This window comes from Streptococcus cristatus, assembly GCF_019685515.1.
Lineage (GTDB): Bacteria > Bacillota > Bacilli > Lactobacillales > Streptococcaceae > Streptococcus.
The window spans coordinates 204169-227633 of sequence record NZ_JABFFN010000001.1; the positions used below are offsets into that span (position 1 = coordinate 204169).

General features: G+C 41.0%; 35 protein-coding genes and 2 pseudogenes. 30 read left to right on the forward strand and 7 right to left on the reverse strand.

Annotation, left to right across the window (positions count from 1 at the left end; translation table 11 throughout):
* Positions 1–16: 16 nt before the first annotated feature.
* The 7 genes and pseudogenes from erm(B) to FOA33_RS01005 all read right to left on the reverse strand — a co-directional run bounded on the left by erm(B) (position 17) and on the right by FOA33_RS01005 (position 4737).
* A complete protein-coding gene (gene erm(B), locus FOA33_RS00975; RefSeq protein WP_001038795.1) occupies positions 17–754 on the reverse strand; it encodes a 23S rRNA (adenine(2058)-N(6))-methyltransferase Erm(B) in 738 nt (245 codons plus the stop codon).
* A 124-nt stretch (positions 755–878) separates the two neighbouring features.
* Positions 879–962: a 23S rRNA methyltransferase attenuation leader peptide gene (locus FOA33_RS00980; protein ID WP_001814874.1), complete on the reverse strand. Its 84-nt coding sequence runs from the start codon at positions 960–962 to the stop codon at positions 879–881.
* 48 nt (positions 963–1010) lie between these two features.
* The gene (locus FOA33_RS09165) at positions 1011–1244 is read right to left on the reverse strand and encodes a peptide-binding protein (RefSeq protein ID WP_148842514.1); all 234 of its coding nucleotides are present in this window, start codon (positions 1242–1244) and stop codon (positions 1011–1013) included.
* Positions 1227–2429 (reverse strand): annotated as a pseudogene (mobT, locus tag FOA33_RS00985) (MobT family relaxase); the annotation flags it as partial. The gene FOA33_RS09165 and the pseudogene mobT, both read right to left, overlap by 18 nt.
* Before the next feature lie 177 nt (positions 2430–2606).
* Positions 2607–3992 (reverse strand): FtsK/SpoIIIE domain-containing protein, encoded by a 1386-nt coding sequence (locus FOA33_RS00995; RefSeq protein ID WP_221160355.1) that lies wholly within the window; start codon positions 3990–3992, stop codon positions 2607–2609.
* A gap of 28 nt (positions 3993–4020) precedes the next feature.
* Positions 4021–4407, reverse strand: a complete 387-nt coding sequence (locus FOA33_RS01000; protein WP_000985015.1) for a YdcP family protein — start codon at positions 4405–4407, stop codon at positions 4021–4023.
* A gap of 15 nt (positions 4408–4422) precedes the next feature.
* Positions 4423–4737, reverse strand: coding sequence for a YdcP family protein (locus tag FOA33_RS01005; protein WP_000420682.1), 315 nt, complete (start codon positions 4735–4737; stop codon positions 4423–4425).
* Positions 4738–5335: 598 nt separating this feature from the next.
* Here FOA33_RS01005 and cls point away from each other — a divergent pair.
* The 30 genes and pseudogenes from cls to rplO all read left to right on the forward strand — a co-directional run bounded on the left by cls (position 5336) and on the right by rplO (position 23458).
* Positions 5336–6868, forward strand: coding sequence for a cardiolipin synthase (cls, locus tag FOA33_RS01010; RefSeq protein ID WP_221160356.1), 1533 nt, complete (start codon positions 5336–5338; stop codon positions 6866–6868).
* Positions 6869–6942: 74 nt separating this feature from the next.
* A complete protein-coding gene (locus FOA33_RS01015; RefSeq protein WP_221160357.1) occupies positions 6943–7086 on the forward strand; it encodes a hypothetical protein in 144 nt (47 codons plus the stop codon).
* A 35-nt stretch (positions 7087–7121) separates the two neighbouring features.
* Positions 7122–8639 (forward strand): damage-inducible protein CinA, encoded by a 1518-nt coding sequence (locus FOA33_RS01020; protein WP_221160358.1) that lies wholly within the window; start codon positions 7122–7124, stop codon positions 8637–8639.
* Between the two features lie 128 nt (positions 8640–8767).
* Positions 8768–10975: an anaerobic ribonucleoside-triphosphate reductase gene (gene nrdD, locus FOA33_RS01025; RefSeq protein WP_221160359.1), complete on the forward strand. Its 2208-nt coding sequence runs from the start codon at positions 8768–8770 to the stop codon at positions 10973–10975.
* 11 nt (positions 10976–10986) lie between these two features.
* Positions 10987–11127: a hypothetical protein gene (locus FOA33_RS01030; RefSeq protein WP_000521625.1), complete on the forward strand. Its 141-nt coding sequence runs from the start codon at positions 10987–10989 to the stop codon at positions 11125–11127.
* Positions 11128–11171: 44 nt separating this feature from the next.
* A complete protein-coding gene (locus tag FOA33_RS01035) occupies positions 11172–11672 on the forward strand; it encodes a GNAT family N-acetyltransferase (protein ID WP_221160360.1) in 501 nt (166 codons plus the stop codon).
* Positions 11673–11681: 9 nt separating this feature from the next.
* The gene (locus FOA33_RS01040; protein ID WP_221160361.1) at positions 11682–12188 is read left to right on the forward strand and encodes a GNAT family N-acetyltransferase; all 507 of its coding nucleotides are present in this window, start codon (positions 11682–11684) and stop codon (positions 12186–12188) included.
* Between the two features lie 4 nt (positions 12189–12192).
* A complete protein-coding gene (nrdG, locus tag FOA33_RS01045; protein ID WP_000220159.1) occupies positions 12193–12789 on the forward strand; it encodes an anaerobic ribonucleoside-triphosphate reductase activating protein in 597 nt (198 codons plus the stop codon).
* Positions 12786–13410: pseudogene (locus FOA33_RS01050) on the forward strand (uridine kinase family protein). The gene nrdG and the pseudogene FOA33_RS01050 overlap by 4 nt, the downstream one beginning before the upstream one ends.
* Before the next feature lie 265 nt (positions 13411–13675).
* Positions 13676–13984, forward strand: a complete 309-nt coding sequence (gene rpsJ, locus FOA33_RS01055) for a 30S ribosomal protein S10 (protein WP_001284513.1) — start codon at positions 13676–13678, stop codon at positions 13982–13984.
* Positions 13985–14066: 82 nt separating this feature from the next.
* Complete coding sequence (gene rplC, locus FOA33_RS01060) at positions 14067–14693, forward strand: 50S ribosomal protein L3 (protein WP_000160197.1); 627 nt, start codon at positions 14067–14069, stop codon at positions 14691–14693.
* A gap of 24 nt (positions 14694–14717) precedes the next feature.
* Positions 14718–15341 (forward strand): 50S ribosomal protein L4, encoded by a 624-nt coding sequence (rplD, locus tag FOA33_RS01065; protein WP_000024550.1) that lies wholly within the window; start codon positions 14718–14720, stop codon positions 15339–15341.
* Positions 15341–15637, forward strand: coding sequence for a 50S ribosomal protein L23 (locus tag FOA33_RS01070; protein ID WP_001055347.1), 297 nt, complete (start codon positions 15341–15343; stop codon positions 15635–15637). The genes rplD and FOA33_RS01070 overlap by 1 nt, the downstream gene beginning before the upstream one ends.
* Positions 15638–15654: 17 nt before the next feature.
* Entirely contained in the window at positions 15655–16488 is an 834-nt protein-coding gene (gene rplB / locus FOA33_RS01075) for a 50S ribosomal protein L2 (protein ID WP_000512901.1), read from the forward strand.
* 102 nt (positions 16489–16590) lie between these two features.
* Positions 16591–16872 (forward strand): 30S ribosomal protein S19, encoded by a 282-nt coding sequence (gene rpsS, locus FOA33_RS01080; RefSeq protein WP_000533766.1) that lies wholly within the window; start codon positions 16591–16593, stop codon positions 16870–16872.
* An 11-nt stretch (positions 16873–16883) separates the two neighbouring features.
* A complete protein-coding gene (gene rplV / locus FOA33_RS01085) occupies positions 16884–17228 on the forward strand; it encodes a 50S ribosomal protein L22 (RefSeq protein ID WP_000818137.1) in 345 nt (114 codons plus the stop codon).
* 12 nt (positions 17229–17240) lie between these two features.
* Entirely contained in the window at positions 17241–17894 is a 654-nt protein-coding gene (rpsC, locus tag FOA33_RS01090) for a 30S ribosomal protein S3 (protein ID WP_000529936.1), read from the forward strand.
* A gap of 3 nt (positions 17895–17897) precedes the next feature.
* Positions 17898–18311, forward strand: a complete 414-nt coding sequence (gene rplP, locus FOA33_RS01095; RefSeq protein WP_000960947.1) for a 50S ribosomal protein L16 — start codon at positions 17898–17900, stop codon at positions 18309–18311.
* A gap of 9 nt (positions 18312–18320) precedes the next feature.
* Positions 18321–18527, forward strand: coding sequence for a 50S ribosomal protein L29 (rpmC, locus tag FOA33_RS01100; RefSeq protein WP_000772918.1), 207 nt, complete (start codon positions 18321–18323; stop codon positions 18525–18527).
* Between the two features lie 24 nt (positions 18528–18551).
* On the forward strand, positions 18552–18812 hold the full coding sequence (rpsQ, locus tag FOA33_RS01105; RefSeq protein WP_045617785.1) for a 30S ribosomal protein S17: 261 nt from the start codon (positions 18552–18554) through the stop codon (positions 18810–18812).
* A gap of 25 nt (positions 18813–18837) precedes the next feature.
* A complete protein-coding gene (gene rplN, locus FOA33_RS01110; RefSeq protein ID WP_000616547.1) occupies positions 18838–19206 on the forward strand; it encodes a 50S ribosomal protein L14 in 369 nt (122 codons plus the stop codon).
* A 77-nt stretch (positions 19207–19283) separates the two neighbouring features.
* On the forward strand, positions 19284–19589 hold the full coding sequence (gene rplX, locus FOA33_RS01115) for a 50S ribosomal protein L24 (protein ID WP_000497690.1): 306 nt from the start codon (positions 19284–19286) through the stop codon (positions 19587–19589).
* A 23-nt stretch (positions 19590–19612) separates the two neighbouring features.
* On the forward strand, positions 19613–20155 hold the full coding sequence (gene rplE, locus FOA33_RS01120; RefSeq protein ID WP_000013542.1) for a 50S ribosomal protein L5: 543 nt from the start codon (positions 19613–19615) through the stop codon (positions 20153–20155).
* Positions 20156–20172: 17 nt separating this feature from the next.
* Positions 20173–20358: a type Z 30S ribosomal protein S14 gene (locus FOA33_RS01125; protein WP_001085697.1), complete on the forward strand. Its 186-nt coding sequence runs from the start codon at positions 20173–20175 to the stop codon at positions 20356–20358.
* A gap of 245 nt (positions 20359–20603) precedes the next feature.
* On the forward strand, positions 20604–21002 hold the full coding sequence (gene rpsH, locus FOA33_RS01130; RefSeq protein WP_000245504.1) for a 30S ribosomal protein S8: 399 nt from the start codon (positions 20604–20606) through the stop codon (positions 21000–21002).
* A gap of 187 nt (positions 21003–21189) precedes the next feature.
* Positions 21190–21726 (forward strand): 50S ribosomal protein L6, encoded by a 537-nt coding sequence (gene rplF / locus FOA33_RS01135; RefSeq protein ID WP_000086642.1) that lies wholly within the window; start codon positions 21190–21192, stop codon positions 21724–21726.
* Positions 21727–21809: 83 nt separating this feature from the next.
* On the forward strand, positions 21810–22166 hold the full coding sequence (gene rplR, locus FOA33_RS01140; protein WP_000624044.1) for a 50S ribosomal protein L18: 357 nt from the start codon (positions 21810–21812) through the stop codon (positions 22164–22166).
* A gap of 17 nt (positions 22167–22183) precedes the next feature.
* Complete coding sequence (rpsE, locus tag FOA33_RS01145) at positions 22184–22678, forward strand: 30S ribosomal protein S5 (RefSeq protein WP_000874204.1); 495 nt, start codon at positions 22184–22186, stop codon at positions 22676–22678.
* A gap of 13 nt (positions 22679–22691) precedes the next feature.
* On the forward strand, positions 22692–22874 hold the full coding sequence (rpmD, locus tag FOA33_RS01150; RefSeq protein WP_000057241.1) for a 50S ribosomal protein L30: 183 nt from the start codon (positions 22692–22694) through the stop codon (positions 22872–22874).
* Positions 22875–23017: 143 nt separating this feature from the next.
* Positions 23018–23458, forward strand: a complete 441-nt coding sequence (rplO, locus tag FOA33_RS01155) for a 50S ribosomal protein L15 (protein WP_000766091.1) — start codon at positions 23018–23020, stop codon at positions 23456–23458.
* Positions 23459–23465 lie beyond the last annotated feature (7 nt).

Here is a 23465-nt window from a genome sequence, read left to right on the forward strand (position 1 = left end):
AAAGCGACTCATAGAATTATTTCCTCCCGTTAAATAATAGATAACTATTAAAAATAGACAATACTTGCTCATAAGTAATGGTACTTAAATTGTTTACTTTGGCGTGTTTCATTGCTTGATGAAACTGATTTTTAGTAAACAGTTGACGATATTCTCGATTGACCCATTTTGAAACAAAGTACGTATATAGCTTCCAATATTTATCTGGAACATCTGTGGTATGGCGGGTAAGTTTTATTAAGACACTGTTTACTTTTGGTTTAGGATGAAAGCATTCCGCTGGCAGCTTAAGCAATTGCTGAATCGAGACTTGAGTGTGCAAGAGCAACCCTAGTGTTCGGTGAATATCCAAGGTACGCTTGTAGAATCCTTCTTCAACAATCAGATAGATGTCAGACGCACGGCTTTCAAAAACCACTTTTTTAATAATTTGTGTGCTTAAATGGTAAGGAATATTCCCAACAATTTTATACCTCTGTTTGTTAGGGAATTGAAACTGTAGAATATCTTGGTGAATTAAAGTGACACGAGTATTCAGTTTTAATTTTTCTGACGATAAGTTGAATAGATGACTGTCTAATTCAATAGACGTTACCTGTTTACTTATTTTAGCCAGTTTCGTCGTTAAATGCCCTTTACCTGTTCCAATTTCGTAAACGGTATCGGTTTCTTTTAAATTCAATTGTTTTATTATTTGGTTGAGTACTTTTTCACTCGTTAAAAAGTTTTGAGAATATTTTATATTTTTGTTCATGTAATCTCTCCTGAAGTGATTACATCTATAAACAAATACAGAAGTTAAACGATTTGTTTGTAATTTTAGTTATCTGTTTAAAAAGTCATAAGATTAGTCACTGGTAGGAATTAATCTAACGTATTTATTTATCTGCGTAATCACTGTTTTTAGTCTGTTTCAAAACAGTAGATGTTTTATCTACATTACGCATTTGGAATACCAACATGACGAATCCCTCCTTCTTAATTACAAATTTTTAGCATCTAATTTAACTTCAATTCCTATTATACAAAATTTTAAGATAATGCACTATCAACACACTCTTAAGTTTGCTTCTAAGTCTTATTTCCATAACTTCTTTTACGTTTCCGCCATTCTTTGCTGTTTCGATTTTTATGATATGGTGCAAGTCAGCACGAACACGAACCGTCTTATCTCCCATTATATCTTTTTTTGGATATCTGTCAACTGGTATGGTTGACAGATATCCTTTTTTTGTTGTTATCACGTCCTGTTCTTTTACTGACTGTTGCTTCAAAATCTGCTTGTGTCGGTCTGTCAGTTTCGCATGGTCGAGAATGTCTTTTACAACCTGCGTCTGGTTGATTTCATCAAGTTTAATCGCAACCTTTAAGGTCGGGGCAACTTGATGAGATAGCCAGTTCAGCGTCCTTTGGAAGGAGTAAGGCTCTGGTTTTGTGGTTAGTTTTAATCGTTCACGATTGTTCCCAATAAACCAAGCCCATTCTTCATTCAGTTTCCAATCAGAACGAGGTTTGGAATCGTCTTTATCTACAAAACGGATATACCGATTGATAATTTTAAAGGCGGTATGCTCTGGATTGTCATAGACGAGTAAATCACGGACTGCATAATAGGCACGCTCATTTTTCAATCGAATCTCAAAACGGTTTTTTACTTCTGCGTCTTCAATGGGAATATCATTTTTCTTGTACTGTTCGTAGTCCTTTTCATAGATACAGAAATAAACTTCACTTTGTAATGAACCGATATAGAGGGTGTTTCCCATACATTCCTTTTCCTCTTTGCGTACCAGTTCGCCACTGCGATAGCTTTTAAAACTGCGGAAGACGGAGATACATTCTTCCTGTTGGCACTTTTCAGTGAGTACAGGGATATTTAAAATCCCTGTCTTATCGTTAATGGCAAGGTCAAGGCGTTTCATCACACCGCCAGCCACCAAAACGTCCATAAAGAACTCATACCAGCTTCTTTGTTGTGCCAGAAGATAGCTTTCAAATTGTCTGCACCCACGACCTTTCAATTCCACCAGAACTCCTTTGTCCAGTTCATGGGAGCAAAGGACGAATATGTCGCCTAAAGCATAATGCTCTGAATAAGAATAGAAACCATAGTCCTCATGAAGAAAATAGGACAGTTTCAGTTGTAAGATGTTTTCGACCACCTGCTGTACGTCTGTTGTCGGAAAGCGAATCCTTACATAATCAAACAGCATTTCAAGGGGAGCGTCGGGATTGAAGCGTTCCAGAGCTTCCCAAAGGGACTGCTGTAAATCCTCTGATGGCTTGACTTTTCCTGTTTCAATATCGCTTAGATACTGCCTTGTAATACCAGTCGCAACAGCTAAACGGTTTTGAGATAGTCCATAAGCCAAGCGTTTTTCTTTTAAATGCTGTAACCAAGTTTGTTCATTCAGTAAAAATCCCTCCAATCAAAAAGGCGTATGTCAACTTTTAAAGCCCATTTGACATACGCTGAAATTTTGTAAATCCCTTGTAACCAAAGGATTTTCTAATGTTTTTTTGACTGTTTCCTGTCGATTTGTACCCCCCTGTTAGATACGGGGGGTTAAGTGCTGGCGTGGCTATTGCCACACCAGCCAGCAAGATCAGTCCACACCTGCGACTTCCGCTTCGCACGTCGCCTGCGTGGACTGTCTGCTGTTGGATAACTTTTTAATTTCCTCCAAGAAATCATATCCTTTTGGTACAAGGGGAGTATAAAACTCTGATATGACACTTGTTCCTACATCAACATAGCCACGACCTTTGATTCGCTTTAAGAAGAAATCCTTTTGTACGTCACTGCCAAACATCATGCCATAGCCCATTTCAGACATACGACCTAAAGCCACTCTGAAATTAAACTGATCACGGATTCCGTCGCCTAAATATTTTGCGTCTGGACGTTGACAAGCCAGTATTAGAAAGAAGCCAGCTTGACGACCTAACATGACAATCTGTTTCAGCTTATTCATAACTGCGGTGTTTTCTTTTGTTCCCAGCATTTCCATGAAAGCGACGTATTCATCAAAGATTAAGAAGTGTGCCGGGAGACCTAAGTAAGCATAATTTTTGCCAGTCTTATAGTTCTTCATCTGCTTCATTTCCTCACTACGTTTCATCATTTCTTCATAGAATGTTTCAATGCAAGAAAGCAAGTCTTCTTTTCTATAGTAGACATTTGCCATCACAGAACCTAAGTCCGCAAGGTCAGCATTTTTCGGGTCAAGAATATACAGTTTTGAATCTGTATGAAGCAAGGCTTCAATCAGTGTCAGTATAAAGTAAGTTTTACCGCCACCTGTACCACCAGCAATCAACATATGAGGGAGCTTATCATATTCCCACCATACGTTTTTCATTAAGCGAAGTTTACCATCTTTAGCTTCTACTTCATCAATAGAAATACGACTGGCTATGGTGTCATAGAGCAAAGTATATTCCACATAGGAATCCTTTAACTCTTTATCCGTCAGCTCACAGTACAAGCCACTCTCTAATTTCTTTTCCAAGTGTAAGAGTTTGTCTTGATATTTTCCCAGCGTGATTTCCACCCGTATCTGTATCAAGCCATTTTTAAGTCGATAATACATTTTAGGGAAGTAGGTTATCTTTTCCTTTGTACGACCAGCACTATCTTTAAAGAAACCCTCTGTTTTGACCTGTTCAGATTCATACCACTTGTTTTCAAGTATCATCTTTGCCAGTTTTTGACGGTGGTAAAGTTGTTTAACCGTATCATAGCGAACCCGTTTGAATACAAACGCTACCAGCAAGCAGATAAGAATTGCGACACTGAAACTGATAATTAAATAGGGAATGTCAATCTTATCTGCTTGTGATAGGTTAAAATCCTGCCAGTTGATCTGCTGGATTGTCTTCACATGAAACAGTCCGACAACCAGCAGGAAAACAGGCAGGAGTGACGCTATCGTAAAATGAAAGACTAAATCTTTACCAGATGGGCGAATCCTTTTACCACGCTGTTTCATGCGAAAAAGTCTCCTTTCTACCTAGCGACTATTTGTCTTGTGTCGGTTCTTTCTTTGCTTGTGGTTGAGCTTTGAATGAACTAGAATCCTTTGTCAGCACAATATCGTCTGCCTTGATATACCAGTCAACATCTGCTCCTTGATAGGTGGCAGTAGCAACGGTGTCCGCAATGGGATTGATAAGTTCCACCCGTGCGTTATAATCAAACTCTTTCAAAGGCACGCTGGCAGGAATACTTACTTGAATCATGCGTCCTTGTCCTTTGGATTTTAAGTCATAGGTACGTTCCTTGATTTCATCTGAAACCGACCCGTCTTCATTTTGGATTCTCACTTCACGACGTAGAGCAGAGAATTTCAATTCTCCAAAAGTCGTGTCTTTATCTAATACAATGCCATTTGCTAATCTCATCATTTTTCCTCTCTTTCTTTATTCTTTTATCATGTCGTCAGCATGTAAAAGGTAATTTGTAAAACCACGAGTGCCGATTTTGTAGCCCTCTGCGGTAATACGTGGATTGACTAACTTCACACGTTCCTCAAAGCCGAAATGTTTTTCGCCAGCTTCAGCAGGAAGCACCACCACAATATCATCTGCTCTTTGAACATCAGAATAGAGATTATAGCTTCTTGATAAGACAGTTAGCCGTCCGTTGATTCTTCGCTGAACGACTTTATCCTCGCCAGCAAATTCTAAATTGCCGAATGTTTTTTCCATGTTGGGAATCACAAATTTAAGTTCCATATTTTTACCTATCCTTTCTTTTTTATTGGCTGAATGAATGTTTGATGGTCTTAAAGAGTGGGGAACGACCTTTTGATTCTTGATTTTTTGTTTTCATAAGTTCACTTCCTTTCAAAATCGGGTAAAAAAATAGACACCTCATTTTTTGAAGTGTCTACCTATTAAATATTCAAATTTTATTGGAAGTATCTTTATATCTTCACTTTTCAAGGATAAATCGTCGTATCAAAGCTCATTCATAAGTAGTAAATTAGTAGTAAATTGAGTGGTTTTGACCTTGATAAAGTGTGATAAGTCCAGTTTTTATGCGGATAACTAGATTTTTATGCTATTTTTAAAGTGAAAAAGAAGCTAAATAATGCTGGAAAGAACTATCATTTTGGTAGTTCTTTTTAGGCCTCTTAATATCCTAGTTAATAATATAAAAAATGAACAGCGCCTCGTATAGTGAGGATGTAGTTTAAGAATCTTGCAGTTCTTGGAATAGTTTGAATAGAAAAAGGTAAAAGGTTGCCATCTACCCCTGAACTAAGGTATACTAGTAGAAACATTAGTTTATCAAGCAGTTAAGGAGAATGTTAGAAAAGGAAGGGGATGTATGACAGCTAGAAAAATGCAGCTACTCATGTCTAAGTATGGTTTTAGTATTACCATCATGTTGGCAGAGTTGTTTATCGTCTTTGGTTTATTTCTCTATCTAGGGCAGATGGCTCCGATTCTCTGGATTATCCTTGTCATTTTAGTGAGTATGGCGACCGTTGTATCGATTGTCAATCGATCCATGAATCCTGAGAGTAAGGTAACATGGCTGTTAGTAGCCTTTGTGCCAGTATTTGGCCCCTTACTCTATATCATGTTTGGAGAACGCCGTTTATCTAAAAAAGAAATGAAGCAGCTAAAGCAGCTCCAATCAATGGTTTACCGAGAGGATAATAGCAGAGCTCTCCGTTTGGAGTTAAAAGAACAAGACAAGTCGGCTTACGGGGTTATCAAATCTCTCCTCAGTATGGACACGAATGCAGATGTCTATAATCGAACGGATACCCAATTTTTTGCATCTGGTAAAAGCATGTGGCATCAGATGCTAGAGGATCTTAAAAAAGCCGAGAAGTTTATCTTTCTTGAATACTATATCATCGAAGAGGGTTTGATGTGGAATAGTATTTTAGAGATTTTGGAAGAAAAGGCGGCTCAAGGGGTAGAAGTGAAGCTCCTTTATGATGATATTGGTTGTATGGCAACCTTGCCTGGAGATTATACCATTCACCTTCGCGGTCGAGGAATTGAGGCTCATAAATTTAATAAGGTGATTCCGCGCTTAACCGTCGCCTATAACAACCGTGACCACCGTAAAATCATGGTTATTGATGGTCAAATTGCCTATACAGGTGGTATCAATCTGGCAGATGAGTATATCAACCATATCGAACGCTTTGGTTATTGGAAGGATAGCGGTATTCGCCTGGATGGATCGGCGGTTAAGGCTTTTACTAGACTCTTTTTATCAACCTGGTATATCAATCGTGGGGAAATTAGCGACTTTGACCAATACCATCTCGAAAATCAACCAAAAGATGGGATGGGGCTCTGTATTCCCTACAGTAGCGGTCCCAAACCCATCTACCGAGCCCAGGTTGGAAAAACGGTCTATCAAAACCTTATCAATCAAGCTACAGATTATGTCTACATCACGACTCCCTATCTGATTGCTGACTACGATCTAACTGAAAGTATCAAAAATGCAGCTCTGAGAGGGGTAGATGTGCGAATTGTGACGCCTTGTATCCCAGATAAGAAGGTTATTCAGTTAGTTACTCGAGGAGCCTATCCAGACTTGTTATCTGCAGGGGTTCGAATTTATGAGTATAGCCCGGGATTCCTCCATAGCAAGCAAATGCTTGTCGATGGAGAGGCGGCTACTGTGGGAACCATCAATTTTGACTATCGGAGTTTGCTTCACCACTATGAAAATGCCGTCTTGCTTTATAGGACGCAGTCCATCATCGATATTGAAAGGGACTTTGAAGAGATTTTTAAAGTTTCTCAAGAAATTTATCCCCACACTATCAAAACTAGCTGGTATCAAAGCCTAATCAAGGAAATTGTCCAGTTGTTTGCACCTATGCTCTAACTATCCATAAAGATCTAGCCCAAGGCTGGGTCTTTTTTTGTATTTTTACGAATAGATAAGTAAAGGAGAAAACCATGCTTAATCTAGAAGATGATGATTTTATCAGAGAGTATAGAAATAGTCGATTCCACCGTTTTCGTGAAATCGAACGCTTTGCGATATTGGATAAGAAATTCAGCAAATATCAATCCCAAGCTGACATTCATGTAAGATTTTGATATACTAAAACAGATAAACTTAGAGGAGAAATTGAATGAATGTATACGGGAAAATAGATAAGAAACAAGAAGAATCTCATTACCAAGACTGGTCCGTTCCAGAAAAGCGAGAAGGAGCTCCGATTCCCTTTTTTAGTATCTTGCTTTGGAGTTTAGTGGCTACAGCTATTTCTGTGGTTATCCCCCTTATTTTTGGTTTAGTAAGCCCGCAACAAACTCAGGATCTTTATACCGGTTGGGCCTTGCATCAAAATGGTCAAATGTATACCGATTATTTTGGGACGGAGGGATTGCTCTATTATGTGCTAAACTATCTTTTTCAAGGCAGTATTTTGCTTGCTTTGGCTGAGTGGTTGGCCTTGTTTGGAGCAGGTGTTTTTCTTTTTAAATCTGCGGATACTCTTACAGGCCGTGTAGAAGAAGCCAAGCAGCTTGTGTTTGTGTTTAATCTGTTGGTAGCAGGTCTCGCTTTTGGTGGTGGCTATGCTCTCTTGCTAGCCTTGCCTTTCTTATTTTATTCACTTAGCATTGTTACGAACTATCTAGCTTATCCAAACGATGACAAAGGATTTTTACGTGTTGGTATGAGCCTTGCACTTGCTTTCTTCCTTGCGCCCATCCCAACAGCCTTATTTGCAGCTACACTAGCCTTGGGAATTATCGGCTTTAACTTAGGCAAAGGTCACTTTGTTCATGGTTTATATCAATTTTTTGCGTCAGCCTTAGGGTTCTCACTCTTATTCTATCCTTTAGGCTACTATACAGTATTAACAGGTAGTTTTGGGGATGCCATTAGCCAGACCTTGTATCCGGTAAATACTCTTAGCCTCTTTTCAAATGCACATTTGCTTGAAAATGCAGCCTTCTACGGCTTACTTGCCATTGGGCTAGGTTCCCTTACTTTGCTCTTTTCTGGTTTGTTCCAGTCAAAACCAGCTAAGCAGTATTCCCTATCAATTGCTGCTAGTTTGGGCTTATTACTTTCTTTGGGGCTCTTGATTTTCTCAAAAGAACCTGTCAACGGTACTCATCTCGTTGCTCTCCTTCCTTTCTTGACCCTACTCCTTCTGACAGGGATTAAAGAAAATGTTTCTGATGGAGGCAGTCGTCGTAGAAGAAGACGTGAGAATAAAGCCTCTTTCCTCAAAGGAAATTTCTATCTACCACTGATTGCCCTTGTCTACCTCATTGTTCTCCCTATCGCGAGTCGCTACCTTTCGCACCCGGTGACTTATCAGGAGAGAGAGCGACTTGCTAGCGTAGTCAAACAACAAACGAGTTCTGAAGATCGTGTCTATGCATGGGATGATCGTCCTGATTTCTACCGTGCAAGTGAACGCTTGGCGCCGACCTCTCTAGTGACGCCAACACTTTATACTGCAAGTGACGAAAATAAAACCAAACTGATGAATGATCTGAAAGAGAATCAACCGAAGATGATTGTGGTCAATCAAAAAGTTGCCTTGTGGTCAGATTTAGAGAGCTGGCTCAGTGAAAACTATGAGCTTGTTCAGACAGATACTAGCGAGTTTAAGCTTTATAAATTCAAATAACAAAAATCAATATCTTGTGGAATTTTAAAAATTTTAGGATTTTTAACACAAGATATTGATTTTTATTTTTAGAGTGGTATAATACTGAATATAAACTATTTAACAATATTTTAGAAAAGAGCATGGATATGATTGTATTAGAAGAAAAGCTTGCAACCGTTCCCACCTTGTTCGTTGAAAAACGAGATGGTAGACGTGTAGTATTTGATGTAGACAAGATTGACAAGGCTCTCCACAAGGCGGCAGAAAAAGTTATGGACCTTACGCCTCTAGTAGAAAAACGCCTAAATGGTCTAGTTGAAAGAATCGTTACCGAAATTCACAGTCGTTTCCCTAAAGGTGTGAAGATTTATGAGATTCAGAATATCGTAGAACATGAACTTCTCGAAGCCAAAGAATATGCATTGGCTGAAGAGTATATCACCTATCGGACACAGAGGGATTTTGAGCGCTCAAAAGCGACAGATATCAACTTTAGCATTCATAAACTTCTCAATAAAGATCAAGCAGTTGTCAATGAAAATGCCAATAAAGACAGCGATGTCTTTAATACCCAGCGTGATTTGACAGCAGGGATTGTGGGGAAATCAATCGGATTGCAAATGCTTCCTAAGCACGTAGCCAATGCTCACCAAAAAGGGGATATCCACTATCATGACTTGGACTACAGCCCCTACACTCCTATGACCAACTGCTGTTTGATTGATTTTAAAGGCATGTTGGAAAATGGTTTTAAAATTGGGAATGCAGAGGTAGAGAGTCCCAAGTCTATCCAGACTGCGACAGCTCAGATTTCTCAGATCATCGCCAACGTTGCTTCTAGCCAGTACGGGGGCTGTTCAGCTGACCGTATTGATGAAGTCTTGGCACCTTATGCAGAGAAGAATTACCAAAAGCACCTCAAAGATGCGAAAGAGTGGGTCTTGCCTGAAAAACGGGATGATTATGCTTGGAAGAAAACCCAAAAAGATATCTATGATGCCATGCAATCTCTTGAGTATGAAATCAACACCCTCTTCACTTCAAATGGACAAACACCTTTTACTTCACTAGGTTTTGGTCTAGGAACTAGTCGTTTTGAACGGGAAATTCAAAAAGCTATCTTGACCATTCGTATCAAGGGTCTTGGCTCAGAACACCGCACAGCCATCTTCCCTAAACTCATCTTTACGCTTAAAAGAGGCCTTAACTTGGAAGAAGGGACTCCAAACTATGACATCAAACAGTTGGCCCTCGAGTGTGCAACTAAACGGATGTACCCGGATGTCTTATCCTATGATAAGATTATCGAGTTGACTGGTTCTTTCAAGGTACCTATGGGCTGCCGTTCTTTCCTTCAAGGATGGAAGGATGAGAATGGCGTAGAAGTCAATTCTGGTCGGATGAATCTAGGTGTTGTGACGGTCAACCTTCCTCGCATTGCTCTTGAGTCTGAGGGCGACATGAATAAGTTCTGGGAAATCTTCAACGAGCGGATGAATATCGCAGAAGATGCTCTAGTTTACCGTGTTGAACGGACCAAGGAAGCAACACCAGCAAACGCCCCTATTCTCTATCAGTACGGGGCCTTCGGACGCCGTCTTGGAAAAGACGAGAGCGTTGATCAGCTCTTTAAGAATCGTCGTGCGACAGTTTCGCTGGGCTACATTGGTTTGTACGAGGTAGCGACAGTCTTCTTTGGAAATAGCTGGGAACACAATCCAGAAGCCAAGGAATTCACGCTGGATATCATTCGCGATATGAAACGTCGGGTAGAAGAGTGGTCTGACCAATATGGCTACCATTTCTCTATCTACTCGACACCGTCTGAAAGTCTAACAGATCGCTTCTGTCGCTTGGATACAGAAAAGTTTGGTTCTATTCCTGACATCACGGATAAGGAATACTACACCAACTCTTTCCACTACGATGTCCGGAAAAATCCAACACCGTTTGAAAAATTGGACTTTGAGAAGGCTTATCCAGAAGCGGGTGCAACAGGTGGTTTCATCCACTACTGTGAGTATCCAGTTCTTCAGCAAAATCCTAAGGCACTGGAAGCTGTCTGGGACTACGCCTATGATCGTGTAGGGTATCTAGGGACCAATACTCCGATTGATCATTGTTATAAGTGTGACTTTGAGGGGGATTTTGAACCGACAGAGAGGGGATTTGCTTGTCCCAACTGTGGGAATAGCGACCCTAAAACAGTAGATGTTGTCAAACGTACGTGTGGTTATCTGGGCAATCCTCAGGCTCGTCCGATGGTCAACGGGCGCCATAAGGAAATCGCTGCGCGTGTGAAACATATGAATGGTTCAACCATTAAGACACCTGGACATAAAGTAACAAACTAGAAAGAGACGGAATGGGGAAATACCAATTAGATGATAAGGGACGCGCTCAAGTGACCCGTTATCACGAGAAACACTCTAAAGGTGGAACAGGCAAAAAAGAACGCTTGCTTAACCTCAGAGAACAGTTTTTAAACAAGAACAAGAAAAAATAAAAGTGAGAGTTCGCTCTCGCTTTTCTCTTAGGTGGGAGGTAAGGATGGAACTACGCAGACCAAGATTAGTAGATAAAGAAACAGTTTTAGAGATGATGGCAGAGTTTGAACAAGCACAGTCCCCTCACGACGGTGGATTTTGGGATGCTGAGAATTTTGTTTATGAAGAGTGGTTGGAAAGTAATCAGAATCATGAAATGGGGATTAATTTGCCTGAAGGGTGGGTACCTGATATTCAATTAGTTGCTTTTTCGAGAGATGGACAAGCCGTAGGGTTTCTTAATCTCCGATTGTGCCTCAATGACTTCTTATTGGAAGAAGGTGGTCATATTGGTTATTCCATCCGCCCGTCTGAAAGAGGCAAAGGCTATGCCAAAGAAGCTCTCCGACAAGGCTTGCAAGTCGCCAAGCAAAAAAATATTAAAAAAGCGCTCGTGACCTGTAGTATAGAAAATCCTGTTAGTAGAGCGGTGATTGTGGCAAATGGTGGGGCGTTTGAGGATGTTCGTAATGGCGTAGAACGTTACTGGATTGATGTCGATTAAGGAGGAAGCATGGAGCTAAGACGACCAACTTTGGAAGATAAAGAAGCGATATTAGAGATGATTGCGGAGTTCGATGTAGCAAAATCCTATATGCACGGTGGCATGGGCTCCGCTTGGAAGCGAGCAAAGGATTATGAGGATTGTTTAAAGATTGTAGAGCAGCAGGAGGATGCTGCCAACCTGCCAGTAGGCTGGGTTTCTGCAATCAAATTTTTATCCTTTGATGAGACTGGCTTGCCTTTGGGATTTTTAGCCCTGCGCTTGTCCTTGAATGACAAATTATTTGTGGAAGGCGGTCATATTGGCTATTCTATCCGTCCCAGTCAACGAGGCAAAGGATATGGGAAGGAGCAGTTGAGATTAGGACTAGCAGAGGCTCGAAAGCAAGGATTGGAACGAGTGCTGATTACCTGCGATGAAGACAACGAAGCCAGCCGCCGCACGATTCTCTCCGCTGGCGGTGTTTACGAAAATACAATCGATAGAAGTCAGCGCTACTGGATAGATTTGGAGTAGAAGGATGACATGGAATACACCAAAACCGGGTGAATGGAAAAGCGAGGAGCTTAGTAAAGGGCGAATCATTGATTACAAGGCCTTTAACTTTGTCGATGGAGAAGGTGTGCGCAACTCTCTCTATGTATCAGGCTGCATGTTTCACTGCGAGGGGTGCTATAATGTTGCGACTTGGTCTTTCAATGCAGGCATTCCTTATACAGCAGAGTTAGAAGAACAGATTATGGAAGACCTTGCCCAGCCCTATGTTCAAGGCTTGACCCTGCTAGGAGGAGAACCTTTTCTTAATACAGGAATTCTCTTGCCTCTCGTTAAACGCATTCGAAAGGAATTGCCAGATAAAGACATCTGGTCCTGGACGGGATACACGTGGGAAGAAATGATGCTGGAAACTCCAGATAAACTGGAACTCTTATCACTGATTGACATCCTTGTCGATGGACGGTATGATAAAAGCAAGCGTAATCTCATGCTCCAGTTTCGAGGTTCCTCTAATCAACGAATTATCGATGTGCAAAAATCCCTCAAAAGTGGGCAAGTGGTGATTTGGGACAAGCTTAATGACGGAAAAGAAAGCTATGAACAGGTGAAGAGAGAATGAAGAAAAAAGACCTGATAGAACAACTGGTTTCAGAGATTGAAACGGGAAGGGTTAGGGCACTGGGGATTTACGGTCATGGGGCTTCAGGTAAATCAACCTTCGCTCAGGAATTATATCAAGCCCTAGATTCTACTACAGTAAATTTGCTAGAAACAGATCCCTATATCACCTCAGAACGTCACCTGGTAGTACCAAAGCAAGCACTTGATCAAAAGGTGACAGCTTGTCTGCCAGTGGCGCATGAACTGGCAAGTTTAGAGAGATATTCTCGCCTTGCAGGCAGGTACAGATGTCTTAACAATCGATGAACCTTGGAAGGCTAGCGAGATCTTATTTGGAGCCAAACCAATTCTGATTGTTGAAGGGATGTCTGTGGGGTTTCTACCCAAGGAACTCTTTGACAAAACTATCTGTTTCTATACGGATGAAGAAACAGAATTAAAGAGGCGTCTAGCTCGAGATACGACTATGAGAAATCGCGATGCATCTTTTGTATTAGCTAGCCATCAGATGAGACGGGAGCAGTATCTGCGATACTATAGAAAAAACGAGTCTAAAGCGGACATTTTAGTAGATCAATCAGAAGATAAATTTGAAGTCAAAATGACACATATTATATAGAAGAAAAGATTGATTTTTATAGACGTAAATCAGTAATCATAGGAAGATGAAATAAGAAAACAGTTTCATCCTAAAAAAGTGAAAAAAAGCTTATAAATCCCTTGCAATCGCAGGGGCTTTGTGTTATTCTATTATGGTGCTGTAAATTACAGCTTTAGCTGTGATGCAAGAGGTTGCGACACGCTCGGTTGCATTGCCACGCAACGCGCGTCGGTTTTCTTGTGGAGCTAGCCTATTATCTTAAATAGACGAAAAGGAGAAAAAGATGGCAAACAAAAAAATCCGTATCCGTTTGAAAGCTTACGAACACCGTACGCTTGACACAGCGGCTGCAAAAATCGTAGAATCAGCTACTCGTACAGGTGCACAAGTTGCGGGTCCAATCCCACTTCCGACTGAACGTAGCCTCTACACAATTATTCGTGCGACTCACAAATACAAAGACTCTCGCGAACAATTTGAAATGCGTACACACAAACGTTTGATCGATATCGTTAACCCAACTCAAAAAACAGTTGATGCGTTGATGAAATTGGATCTTCCAAGTGGTGTAAACGTAGAAATCAAACTTTAATTTAAAGCTTGATACCTTGAGCATGAAAAACGCTCGTTAAAAACTTTTTGAATAAAAAATATAGAAAAGGAACTATTTTCTCATGACAAAAGGAATCTTAGGGAAAAAAGTGGGAATGACTCAAATCTTCACTGAAGCTGGCGAATTGATCCCTGTAACAGTTATTGAAGCAACTCCAAACGTTGTTCTTCAAGTTAAAACTGTTGAAACAGACGGATACAACGCTATCCAAGTTGGTTTCGATGACAAACGCGAAGTATTGAGCAACAAACCTGCTAAAGGACATGTAGCGAAAGCTAACACGGCTCCTAAGCGCTTCATTCGTGAATTCAAAAACGTTGAAGGCTTGGAAGTTGGTGCTGAAATCACAGTTGAAACATTCGCAGCTGGAGACGTTGTTGACGTAACTGGTACTTCTAAAGGTAAAGGTTTCCAAGGTGTTATCAAACGCCATGGACAATCACGTGGACCAATGGCTCACGGTTCTCGTTACCACCGTCGTCCAGGTTCTATGGGACCTGTTGCACCTAACCGCGTGTTCAAAGGTAAAAACCTTGCAGGACGTATGGGTGGCGACCGCGTGACAATTCAAAACCTTGAAGTTGTACAAGTTGTTCCAGAAAAGAACGTTATCCTTATCAAAGGTAACGTACCAGGTGCTAAGAAATCTCTTATCACTATCAAGTCAGCAGTTAAAGCTGGTAAATAATAAGGAAAGGGGAATACAGTCAAAATGGCAAATGTAACATTATTCGACCAAACTGGTAAACAAGCTGGCGAAGTTGTTCTTAACGATGCAATCTTTGGTATTGAACCAAACCAATCTGTTGTGTTTGATGTGATCATCAGCCAACGTGCTAGCCTTCGTCAAGGAACTCACGCAGTTAAAAATCGCTCAGCTGTTTCAGGTGGCGGACGCAAACCATGGCGTCAAAAAGGAACTGGACGTGCTCGTCAAGGTTCTATCCGCTCTCCACAATGGCGTGGTGGTGGAACTGTCTTCGGACCAACTCCACGTAGCTATGCGTACAAACTTCCTCAAAAAGTTCGTCGCCTTGCGCTTAAATCTGTTTACTCAGAAAAAGTTGCTGAAAACAAATTTGTAGCCGTTGATTCTCTTGAATTTACAGCTCCAAAAACTGCTGAATTTGCAAAAGTTCTTGCAGCTTTGAGCATCGATTCTAAAGTCCTTGTTATTCTTGAAGAAGGAAACGAATTCGCAGCTCTTTCAGCTCGTAACCTTCCAAACGTGAAAGTTGCGACTGCTACAACTGCAAGTGTTCTTGACATCGCAAATAGTGACAAACTTCTTGTTACTCAAGCAGCTATCTCTAAAATCGAGGAGGTTCTTGCATAATGAATTTGTATGATGTTATCAAAAAACCTGTTATTACTGAAAGCTCAATGGCTCAACTTGAAGCAGGAAAGTATGTATTTGAAGTTGACACTCGTGCACACAAACTTTTGATTAAGCAAGCTGTTGAAGCTGCTTTTGAAGGTGTTAAGGTTGCAAATGTCAACACAATCAACGTAAAACCTAAAGCTAAACGTGTTGGACGTTACACTGGTTTTACTAACAAAACTAAAAAAGCTATCATCACACTTACAGCTGATTCAAAAGCAATCGAGTTGTTTGCTGCTGAAGCTGAATAATCTAAGGAGGAAATATCGTGGGAATTCGTGTTTATAAACCAACAACAAACGGTCGCCGTAATATGACTTCTTTGGATTTCGCTGAAATCACAACAAGCGCTCCTGAAAAATCGTTGCTTGTTGCTTTGAAGAACAAGGCTGGTCGTAACAACAACGGTCGTATCACTGTTCGTCACCAAGGTGGTGGGCACAAACGTTTCTACCGTTTGGTTGACTTCAAACGTAACAAAGACAACGTTGAAGCAGTTGTTAAAACTATCGAGTACGATCCAAACCGTTCTGCAAACATCGCTCTTGTACACTACACAGACGGTGTGAAAGCATACATCATCGCTCCAAAAGGTCTTGAAGTTGGTCAACGTATCGTTTCAGGCCCAGAAGCAGATATCAAAGTCGGAAATGCTCTTCCACTTGCTAACATTCCAGTTGGTACTTTGATCCATAACATCGAATTGAAACCAGGTCGTGGTGGAGAATTGGTGCGTGCAGCTGGAGCTTCTGCTCAAGTATTGGGTCAAGAAGGTAAATATGTTCTTGTTCGTCTTCAATCTGGCGAAGTACGTATGATTCTTGGAACTTGTCGTGCAACAGTTGGTGTTGTCGGAAATGAACAACATGGGCTTGTAAACCTTGGTAAAGCAGGACGTAGCCGTTGGAAAGGTATCCGCCCAACAGTTCGTGGTTCTGTAATGAACCCTAACGATCACCCACACGGTGGTGGTGAAGGTAAAGCACCAGTTGGTCGTAAAGCGCCATCTACTCCATGGGGCAAACCTGCTCTTGGTCTTAAAACTCGTAACAAGAAAGCGAAATCCGACAAACTTATCGTTCGTCGTCGCAACGAGAAATAATTTAAAACTAGTCGCATAAGCGCTAGATAATCCGCCAGCTCGGTAGCGCTCCATGTGAGCGCAAGCCGCTGTGGTACAACATTTAAAGGAGAAAACATAAAAATGGGACGCAGTCTTAAAAAAGGACCTTTCGTCGATGAGCATTTGATGAAAAAAGTTGAAGCTCAAGCTAACGACGAAAAGAAAAAAGTTATCAAAACTTGGTCACGTCGTTCAACGATCTTCCCAAGTTTCATTGGTTACACTATTGCAGTTTATGACGGACGTAAACACGTACCTGTTTACATCCAAGAAGACATGGTAGGTCACAAACTTGGTGAATTCGCACCGACTCGTACTTACAAAGGTCACGCTGCAGACGACAAGAAAACACGTAGAAAATAAGGAGAACATAAATGGCAGAAATTACTTCAGCTAAAGCAATGGCTCGTACAGTACGTGTTTCACCTCGTAAATCACGTCTTGTTCTTGACAATATTCGTGGTAAAAGCGTAGCCGACGCTATTGCAATCTTGACATTCACACCAAACAAAGCTGCTGAAATCATCTTGAAAGTTTTGAACTCAGCTGTAGCTAACGCTGAAAACAACTTTGGTTTGGACAAAGCTAACTTGGTAGTATCTGAAGCATTCGCAAACGAAGGACCAACTATGAAACGTTTCCGTCCACGTGCGAAAGGTTCAGCTTCACCAATCAACAAACGTACAGCTCACATCACTGTGGCTGTTGCAGAAAAATAAGGAGGTAACATCGTGGGTCAAAAAGTACATCCAATTGGTATGCGTGTCGGCATCATCCGTGATTGGGATGCCAAATGGTATGCTGAAAAAGAATACGCGGATTACCTTCATGAAGATCTTGCAATCCGTAAATTCGTTCAAAAAGAACTTGCTGACGCAGCAGTTTCAACAATCGAAATTGAGCGCGCAGTAAACAAAGTTAACGTTTCACTTCACACTGCTAAACCAGGTATGGTTATCGGTAAAGGTGGTGCTAACGTTGATGCACTCCGTGCAAAACTTAACAAATTGACTGGAAAACAAGTACACATCAACATCATCGAAATCAAACAACCTGATTTGGATGCTCACCTTGTAGGTGAAGGAATTGCTCGTCAATTGGAGCAACGTGTCGCTTTCCGTCGTGCACAAAAACAAGCAATCCAACGCGCAATGCGTGCTGGAGCTAAAGGAATCAAAACTCAAGTATCAGGTCGTTTGAACGGTGCAGATATTGCCCGTGCTGAAGGATACTCAGAAGGAACTGTTCCACTCCACACACTTCGTGCAGATATCGATTACGCTTGGGAAGAAGCAGATACTACATACGGTAAACTTGGTGTTAAAGTATGGATCTACCGTGGTGAAGTTCTTCCAGCTCGTAAAAACACTAAAGGAGGTAAATAACCAATGTTAGTACCTAAACGTGTTAAACACCGTCGTGAATTCCGTGGAAAAATGCGCGGTGAAGCAAAAGGTGGAAAAGAAGTAGCATTCGGTGAATACGGTCTTCAAGCTACAACTAGCCACTGGATTACTAACCGCCAAATCGAAGCTGCTCGTATCGCCATGACTCGTTACATGAAACGTGGTGGTAAAGTTTGGATTAAAATCTTCCCACACAAATCATACACTGCTAAAGCTATCGGTGTGCGTATGGGATCTGGTAAAGGGGCACCTGAAGGTTGGGTTGCACCAGTTAAACGCGGTAAAGTGATGTTCGAAATCGCTGGTGTATCTGAAGAGATTGCACGTGAAGCGCTTCGTCTTGCTAGCCACAAATTGCCAGTTAAAACTAAATTCGTAAAACGTGAAGCAGAATAAGGAGAAGGCATGAAACTTAATGAAGTAAAAGAATTTGTTAAAGAACTTCGTGGTCTTTCTCAAGAAGAACTCGCGAAGCGCGAAAACGAATTGAAAAAAGAATTGTTTGAACTTCGTTTCCAAGCTGCTACTGGTCAATTGGAACAAACAGCTCGCTTGAAAGAAGTTAAAAAACAAATCGCTCGAATCAAAACAGTTCAATCTGAAGCGAAATAATAGACTAGGGAAGGAGAAATTTCAATGGAACGCAATAATCGTAAAGTTCTTGTTGGACGTGTTGTATCTGACAAAATGGACAAGACAATCACAGTTGTAGTTGAAACAAAACGTAACCACCCAGTCTATGGTAAACGTATTAACTACTCTAAAAAATACAAAGCACATGATGAAAACAATATTGCCAAAGAAGGCGATATCGTACGTATCATGGAAACTCGCCCGCTTTCAGCTACAAAACGTTTCCGTCTTGTAGAAGTTGTTGAAGAAGCGGTTATCATCTAATCAAGCCTGAAAGGAGAAAACTGAAATGATTCAAACAGAAACTCGTTTGAAAGTCGCAGACAACAGCGGTGCACGCGAAATCTTGACTATCAAAGTTCTTGGTGGTTCTAAACGTAAATTTGCGAACATCGGTGATGTCATTGTGGCATCTGTAAAACAAGCTACTCCTGGTGGTGCGGTTAAAAAAGGTGACGTTGTAAAAGCTGTTATCGTTCGTACTAAATCAGGTGCTCGTCGCGCTGATGGTTCATACATCAAGTTTGACGAAAATGCAGCTGTTATCATCCGTGATGACAAAACTCCTCGCGGAACACGTATCTTTGGCCCAGTTGCACGTGAATTGCGTGAAGGTGGCTTCATGAAGATCGTGTCACTTGCTCCAGAAGTACTTTAATTTTTAGAAACAAACTAGTCCCCTAGCTTCAAGCTAGGGTGCCCTTGTGGGCGTAAGAAAAATTAAGGAGAAACCTAATGTTTGTAAAAAAAGGCGACAAAGTTCGCGTAATCGCTGGTAAAGATAAGGGAACAGAAGCTGTTGTCCTTACTGCCCTTCCAAAAGTAAACAAAGTTATCGTTGAAGGTGTTAACATCGTTAAGAAACACCAACGTCCAACTAACGATCTTCCTCAAGGTGGTATCATCGAGAAAGAAGCAGCTATCCACGTATCAAACGTTCAAGTATTGGACAAAAATGGTGTAGCTGGTCGTGTTGGTTACAAATTTGTAGACGGTAAAAAAGTTCGTTACAACAAAAAATCAGGCGAAGTGCTTGATTAATCACGAAGGAAAGGAGAAGTATAATGGCAAATCGTTTAAAAGAAAAATATCTTAATGAAGTAGTTCCTGCTTTGACAGAACAATTCAACTACTCATCAGTGATGGCTGTGCCTAAAGTAGATAAGATCGTTTTGAACATGGGTGTTGGTGAAGCTGTATCAAACGCTAAAAGCCTTGAAAAAGCTGCTGAAGAATTGGCGCTTATCTCAGGTCAAAAACCACTTATCACTAAAGCTAAAAAATCAATCGCCGGCTTCCGTCTTCGTGAAGGTGTAGCGATCGGTGCAAAAGTTACCCTTCGTGGGGAACGTATGTACGAATTCTTGGATAAATTGGTTTCAGTTTCACTTCCACGTGTGCGTGACTTCCACGGTGTTCCAACAAAATCATTTGATGGACGCGGAAACTACACACTTGGTGTGAAAGAACAATTGATCTTCCCAGAAATCAACTTTGATGACGTTGACAAAACTCGTGGTCTTGACATCGTTATCGTAACAACTGCTAACACTGACGAAGAGTCACGTGCATTGCTTACAGGCCTTGGAATGCCTTTTGCAAAATAATATAGGAGGTAAATCTAATGGCTAAAAAATCAATGATTGCTAAGAACAAACGTCCAGCGAAGTTCTCTACTCAAGCTTATACTCGTTGTGAAAAATGTGGTCGTCCACATTCAGTTTACCGCAAATTTAAACTTTGCCGTGTTTGCTTCCGTGAATTAGCTTACAAAGGACAAATTCCTGGTGTAACAAAAGCATCTTGGTAATTTAAGATATCAAGGGCGTCCAAACTCCAAGTGAAAATAGGAAACTTGACAAAGAAACTAAAGTTTCTAGGAAAGTTTATCTTTTTCACGCAGAGTTTAGCCCGGGTTCAGTTGGGCTTGCCAATTTGAACACGAGCTACAACTTTGGCAAAAAAGACCAAATTGCTTTTGCTGTTACGCTCTTTATATCATGTATTAACTAGCAAGTGCAACTTGCAAACTACTAGTAAGAGGAGAAAAACAAAATGGTTATGACTGACCCAATCGCAGACTTCCTAACTCGTATTCGTAACGCTAACCAAGCGAAACACGAAGTACTTGAAGTACCTGCATCAAACATCAAAAAAGGGATTGCTGAAATCCTTAAACGCGAAGGTTTTGTAAAAAACGTTGAAATCATCGAAGATGACAAACAAGGCATCATCCGTGTATTCCTTAAATACGGACCAAACGGTGAAAAAGTTATCACTAACTTGAAACGTGTTTCTAAACCAGGACTTCGTGTCTACAAAAAACGTGAAGATCTTCCAAAAGTACTTAACGGACTTGGAATTGCTATCCTTTCAACTTCTGAAGGTTTGCTTACTGATAAAGAAGCGCGCCAAAAGAATGTTGGTGGTGAGGTTATCGCTTACGTTTGGTAATATTTAGCTTCCAATTTCTTTGTGACTCTTCGTTATCGTCTCTTGCCTAACCCAAAGTTATGCCTGCAAGACGATGCCTAGATTCACTTTGAAATTGAAACCTAAATGTTCCTTCAAATCGAGAAATCGATTTAACCCCGTGAAAACTGGCCGTCAAGGCCTGACAATTTAACAGGAGAAAATAAACATGTCACGTATTGGTAATAAAGTTATCGTGTTGCCTGCTGGTGTTGAAGTCACTAACAATGACAACGTAGTAACTGTAAAAGGACCTAAAGGAGAACTTACTCGTAAGTTCTCAAAAGATATTGAAATTCGCGTGGAAGGTACTGAAGTAACTCTTCACCGTCCAAACGATTCAAAAGAAATGAAAACTATCCACGGAACTACTCGTGCCCTTTTGAATAACATGGTAATTGGTGTATCAGAAGGATTCAAGAAAGAACTTGAAATGCGTGGGGTTGGTTACCGTGCACAACTTCAAGGATCAAAACTTGTTTTGGCTGTTGGTAAATCTCATCCAGATGAAGTTGAAGCTCCAGAAGGGATTACTTTTGAACTTCCAAACCCAACAACAATTGTTGTTAGCGGAATTTCAAAAGAAGTGGTTGGTCAAACAGCTGCTTACGTACGTAGCCTTCGTTCACCAGAACCTTACAAAGGTAAAGGTATTCGTTACGTTGGAGAGTACGTTCGTCTTAAAGAAGGTAAAACAGGTAAATAATGTTGAGTGGTTGATTTTCAACCACCAACCTATTTTCCTACTTTGTGCATAGCACGCGATTTAAAACTAAAGAGGTGAAAACTGTGATTTCTAAACCAGATAAAAACAAACTCCGTCAAAAACGCCACCGTCGCGTTCGCGGAAAACTCTCTGGAACTGCTGATCGCCCACGTTTGAACGTATTCCGTTCTAATACAGGCATCTACGCTCAAGTGATTGATGACGTAGCGGGTGTAACGCTCGCAAGTGCTTCAACTCTTGACAAAGAAGTTTCAAAAGGAACTAAAACTGAACAAGCCGTTGCTGTCGGTAAACTCGTTGCAGAACGTGCAAACGCTAAAGGTATTTCAGAAGTGGTGTTCGACCGCGGTGGATATCTATATCACGGACGTGTGAAAGCTTTGGCTGATGCAGCTCGTGAAAACGGATTGAAATTCTAATAGGAGGACACTAGAAAATGGCATTTAAAGACAATGCAGTTGAATTAGAAGAACGCGTAGTTGCTGTCAACCGTGTTACAAAAGTTGTTAAAGGTGGACGTCGTCTTCGTTTCGCAGCTCTTGTTGTTGTCGGTGACCACAACGGTCGTGTAGGATTTGGTACTGGTAAGGCTCAAGAAGTCCCAGAAGCAATCCGCAAAGCAGTAGAAGATGCTAAGAAAAACTTGATTGAAGTTCCTATGGTTGGAACAACAATCCCACACGAAGTTCTTTCAGAATTCGGTGGAGCTAAAGTATTGTTGAAACCTGCTGTAGAAGGTTCTGGAGTTGCCGCTGGTGGTGCGGTTCGTGCCGTTGTGGAATTGGCAGGTGTGGCAGATATTACATCTAAATCACTTGGTTCTAACACTCCAATCAACATTGTTCGCGCAACTGTTGAAGGTTTGAAACAATTGAAACGCGCTGAAGAAGTTGCTGCCCTTCGTGGTATTTCAGTTTCTGATTTGGCATAAGAAAGGGGATAAAATGGCTCAAATTAAAATTACTTTGACTAAGTCTCCAATCGGACGCATTCCATCACAACGTAAAACTGTTGTAGCACTTGGACTTGGCAAATTGAACAGCTCTGTTATCAAAGAAGACAACGCTGCTATCCGTGGTATGATCACTGCAGTATCTCACTTGGTAACAGTTGAAGAAGTAAACTAATGATTTTTAGGGGATGTGCAGTATACCATCCCCTAAAACTGGATATAGTCATCTATGATGACATCGTATAGGCGAGTTGATAAGGGAGACAACCTTTTCTACCTTATCGGCGCTAGCATTTTACAAAAGAGGAGAAAATAAAAATGAAACTTCATGAATTGAAACCTGCAGAAGGTTCTCGTAAAGTACGTAACCGTGTTGGTCGTGGTACTTCATCAGGTAACGGTAAAACATCTGGTCGCGGTCAAAAAGGTCAAAAAGCTCGTAGCGGTGGCGGAGTTCGCCTTGGTTTTGAAGGTGGACAAACTCCATTGTTCCGTCGTCTTCCAAAACGTGGATTCACTAACATCAACGCTAAAGAATACGCAATTGTAAACCTTGACCAATTGAACGTCTTTGAAGATGGTGCTGAAGTGACTCCAGTTGTGCTTATCGAATCAGGAATTGTGAAAGCTGAAAAATCAGGCGTTAAAATTCTTGGTAACGGTGAATTGACTAAGAAATTGACTGTTAAAGCAGCTAAATTCTCTAAATCAGCTGAGGAAGCTATCACTGCTAAAGGTGGTTCTGTAGAAGTCATCTAAGAGAGGT

What these genes read in the sequence shown, in the direction of transcription:
- rplP (WP_000960947.1), top strand. Translation starts at nt 17,898, where the DNA reads ATGTTAGTACCTAAACGTGTTAAACACCGTCGTGAATTCCGTGGAAAA.
- FOA33_RS01015 (WP_221160357.1), top strand. Translation starts at nt 6,943, where the DNA reads ATGCTTAATCTAGAAGATGATGATTTTATCAGAGAGTATAGAAATAGT.
- rplD (WP_000024550.1), top strand. Translation starts at nt 14,718, where the DNA reads ATGGCAAATGTAACATTATTCGACCAAACTGGTAAACAAGCTGGCGAA.
- FOA33_RS01070 (WP_001055347.1), top strand. Translation starts at nt 15,341, where the DNA reads ATGAATTTGTATGATGTTATCAAAAAACCTGTTATTACTGAAAGCTCA.
- rpsJ (WP_001284513.1), top strand. Translation starts at nt 13,676, where the DNA reads ATGGCAAACAAAAAAATCCGTATCCGTTTGAAAGCTTACGAACACCGT.
- nrdD (WP_221160359.1), top strand. Translation starts at nt 8,768, where the DNA reads ATGATTGTATTAGAAGAAAAGCTTGCAACCGTTCCCACCTTGTTCGTT.
- FOA33_RS01040 (WP_221160361.1), top strand. Translation starts at nt 11,682, where the DNA reads ATGGAGCTAAGACGACCAACTTTGGAAGATAAAGAAGCGATATTAGAG.
- FOA33_RS01020 (WP_221160358.1), top strand. Translation starts at nt 7,122, where the DNA reads ATGAATGTATACGGGAAAATAGATAAGAAACAAGAAGAATCTCATTAC.
- rplV (WP_000818137.1), top strand. Translation starts at nt 16,884, where the DNA reads ATGGCAGAAATTACTTCAGCTAAAGCAATGGCTCGTACAGTACGTGTT.
- FOA33_RS01005 (WP_000420682.1), bottom strand. Translation starts at nt 4,737, where the DNA reads ATGGAACTTAAATTTGTGATTCCCAACATGGAAAAAACATTCGGCAAT.
- rpsE (WP_000874204.1), top strand. Translation starts at nt 22,184, where the DNA reads ATGGCATTTAAAGACAATGCAGTTGAATTAGAAGAACGCGTAGTTGCT.
- rplX (WP_000497690.1), top strand. Translation starts at nt 19,284, where the DNA reads ATGTTTGTAAAAAAAGGCGACAAAGTTCGCGTAATCGCTGGTAAAGAT.
- rpmC (WP_000772918.1), top strand. Translation starts at nt 18,321, where the DNA reads ATGAAACTTAATGAAGTAAAAGAATTTGTTAAAGAACTTCGTGGTCTT.
- rpsH (WP_000245504.1), top strand. Translation starts at nt 20,604, where the DNA reads ATGGTTATGACTGACCCAATCGCAGACTTCCTAACTCGTATTCGTAAC.
- rplE (WP_000013542.1), top strand. Translation starts at nt 19,613, where the DNA reads ATGGCAAATCGTTTAAAAGAAAAATATCTTAATGAAGTAGTTCCTGCT.
- rpsS (WP_000533766.1), top strand. Translation starts at nt 16,591, where the DNA reads ATGGGACGCAGTCTTAAAAAAGGACCTTTCGTCGATGAGCATTTGATG.
- FOA33_RS01125 (WP_001085697.1), top strand. Translation starts at nt 20,173, where the DNA reads ATGGCTAAAAAATCAATGATTGCTAAGAACAAACGTCCAGCGAAGTTC.
- FOA33_RS00995 (WP_221160355.1), bottom strand. Translation starts at nt 3,992, where the DNA reads ATGAAACAGCGTGGTAAAAGGATTCGCCCATCTGGTAAAGATTTAGTC.
- rplN (WP_000616547.1), top strand. Translation starts at nt 18,838, where the DNA reads ATGATTCAAACAGAAACTCGTTTGAAAGTCGCAGACAACAGCGGTGCA.
- FOA33_RS01000 (WP_000985015.1), bottom strand. Translation starts at nt 4,407, where the DNA reads ATGATGAGATTAGCAAATGGCATTGTATTAGATAAAGACACGACTTTT.
- rplO (WP_000766091.1), top strand. Translation starts at nt 23,018, where the DNA reads ATGAAACTTCATGAATTGAAACCTGCAGAAGGTTCTCGTAAAGTACGT.
- FOA33_RS01035 (WP_221160360.1), top strand. Translation starts at nt 11,172, where the DNA reads ATGGAACTACGCAGACCAAGATTAGTAGATAAAGAAACAGTTTTAGAG.
- rplF (WP_000086642.1), top strand. Translation starts at nt 21,190, where the DNA reads ATGTCACGTATTGGTAATAAAGTTATCGTGTTGCCTGCTGGTGTTGAA.
- FOA33_RS00980 (WP_001814874.1), bottom strand. Translation starts at nt 962, where the DNA reads ATGTTGGTATTCCAAATGCGTAATGTAGATAAAACATCTACTGTTTTG.
- FOA33_RS01030 (WP_000521625.1), top strand. Translation starts at nt 10,987, where the DNA reads ATGGGGAAATACCAATTAGATGATAAGGGACGCGCTCAAGTGACCCGT.
- rplC (WP_000160197.1), top strand. Translation starts at nt 14,067, where the DNA reads ATGACAAAAGGAATCTTAGGGAAAAAAGTGGGAATGACTCAAATCTTC.
- nrdG (WP_000220159.1), top strand. Translation starts at nt 12,193, where the DNA reads ATGACATGGAATACACCAAAACCGGGTGAATGGAAAAGCGAGGAGCTT.
- rpmD (WP_000057241.1), top strand. Translation starts at nt 22,692, where the DNA reads ATGGCTCAAATTAAAATTACTTTGACTAAGTCTCCAATCGGACGCATT.
- rpsQ (WP_045617785.1), top strand. Translation starts at nt 18,552, where the DNA reads ATGGAACGCAATAATCGTAAAGTTCTTGTTGGACGTGTTGTATCTGAC.
- cls (WP_221160356.1), top strand. Translation starts at nt 5,336, where the DNA reads ATGACAGCTAGAAAAATGCAGCTACTCATGTCTAAGTATGGTTTTAGT.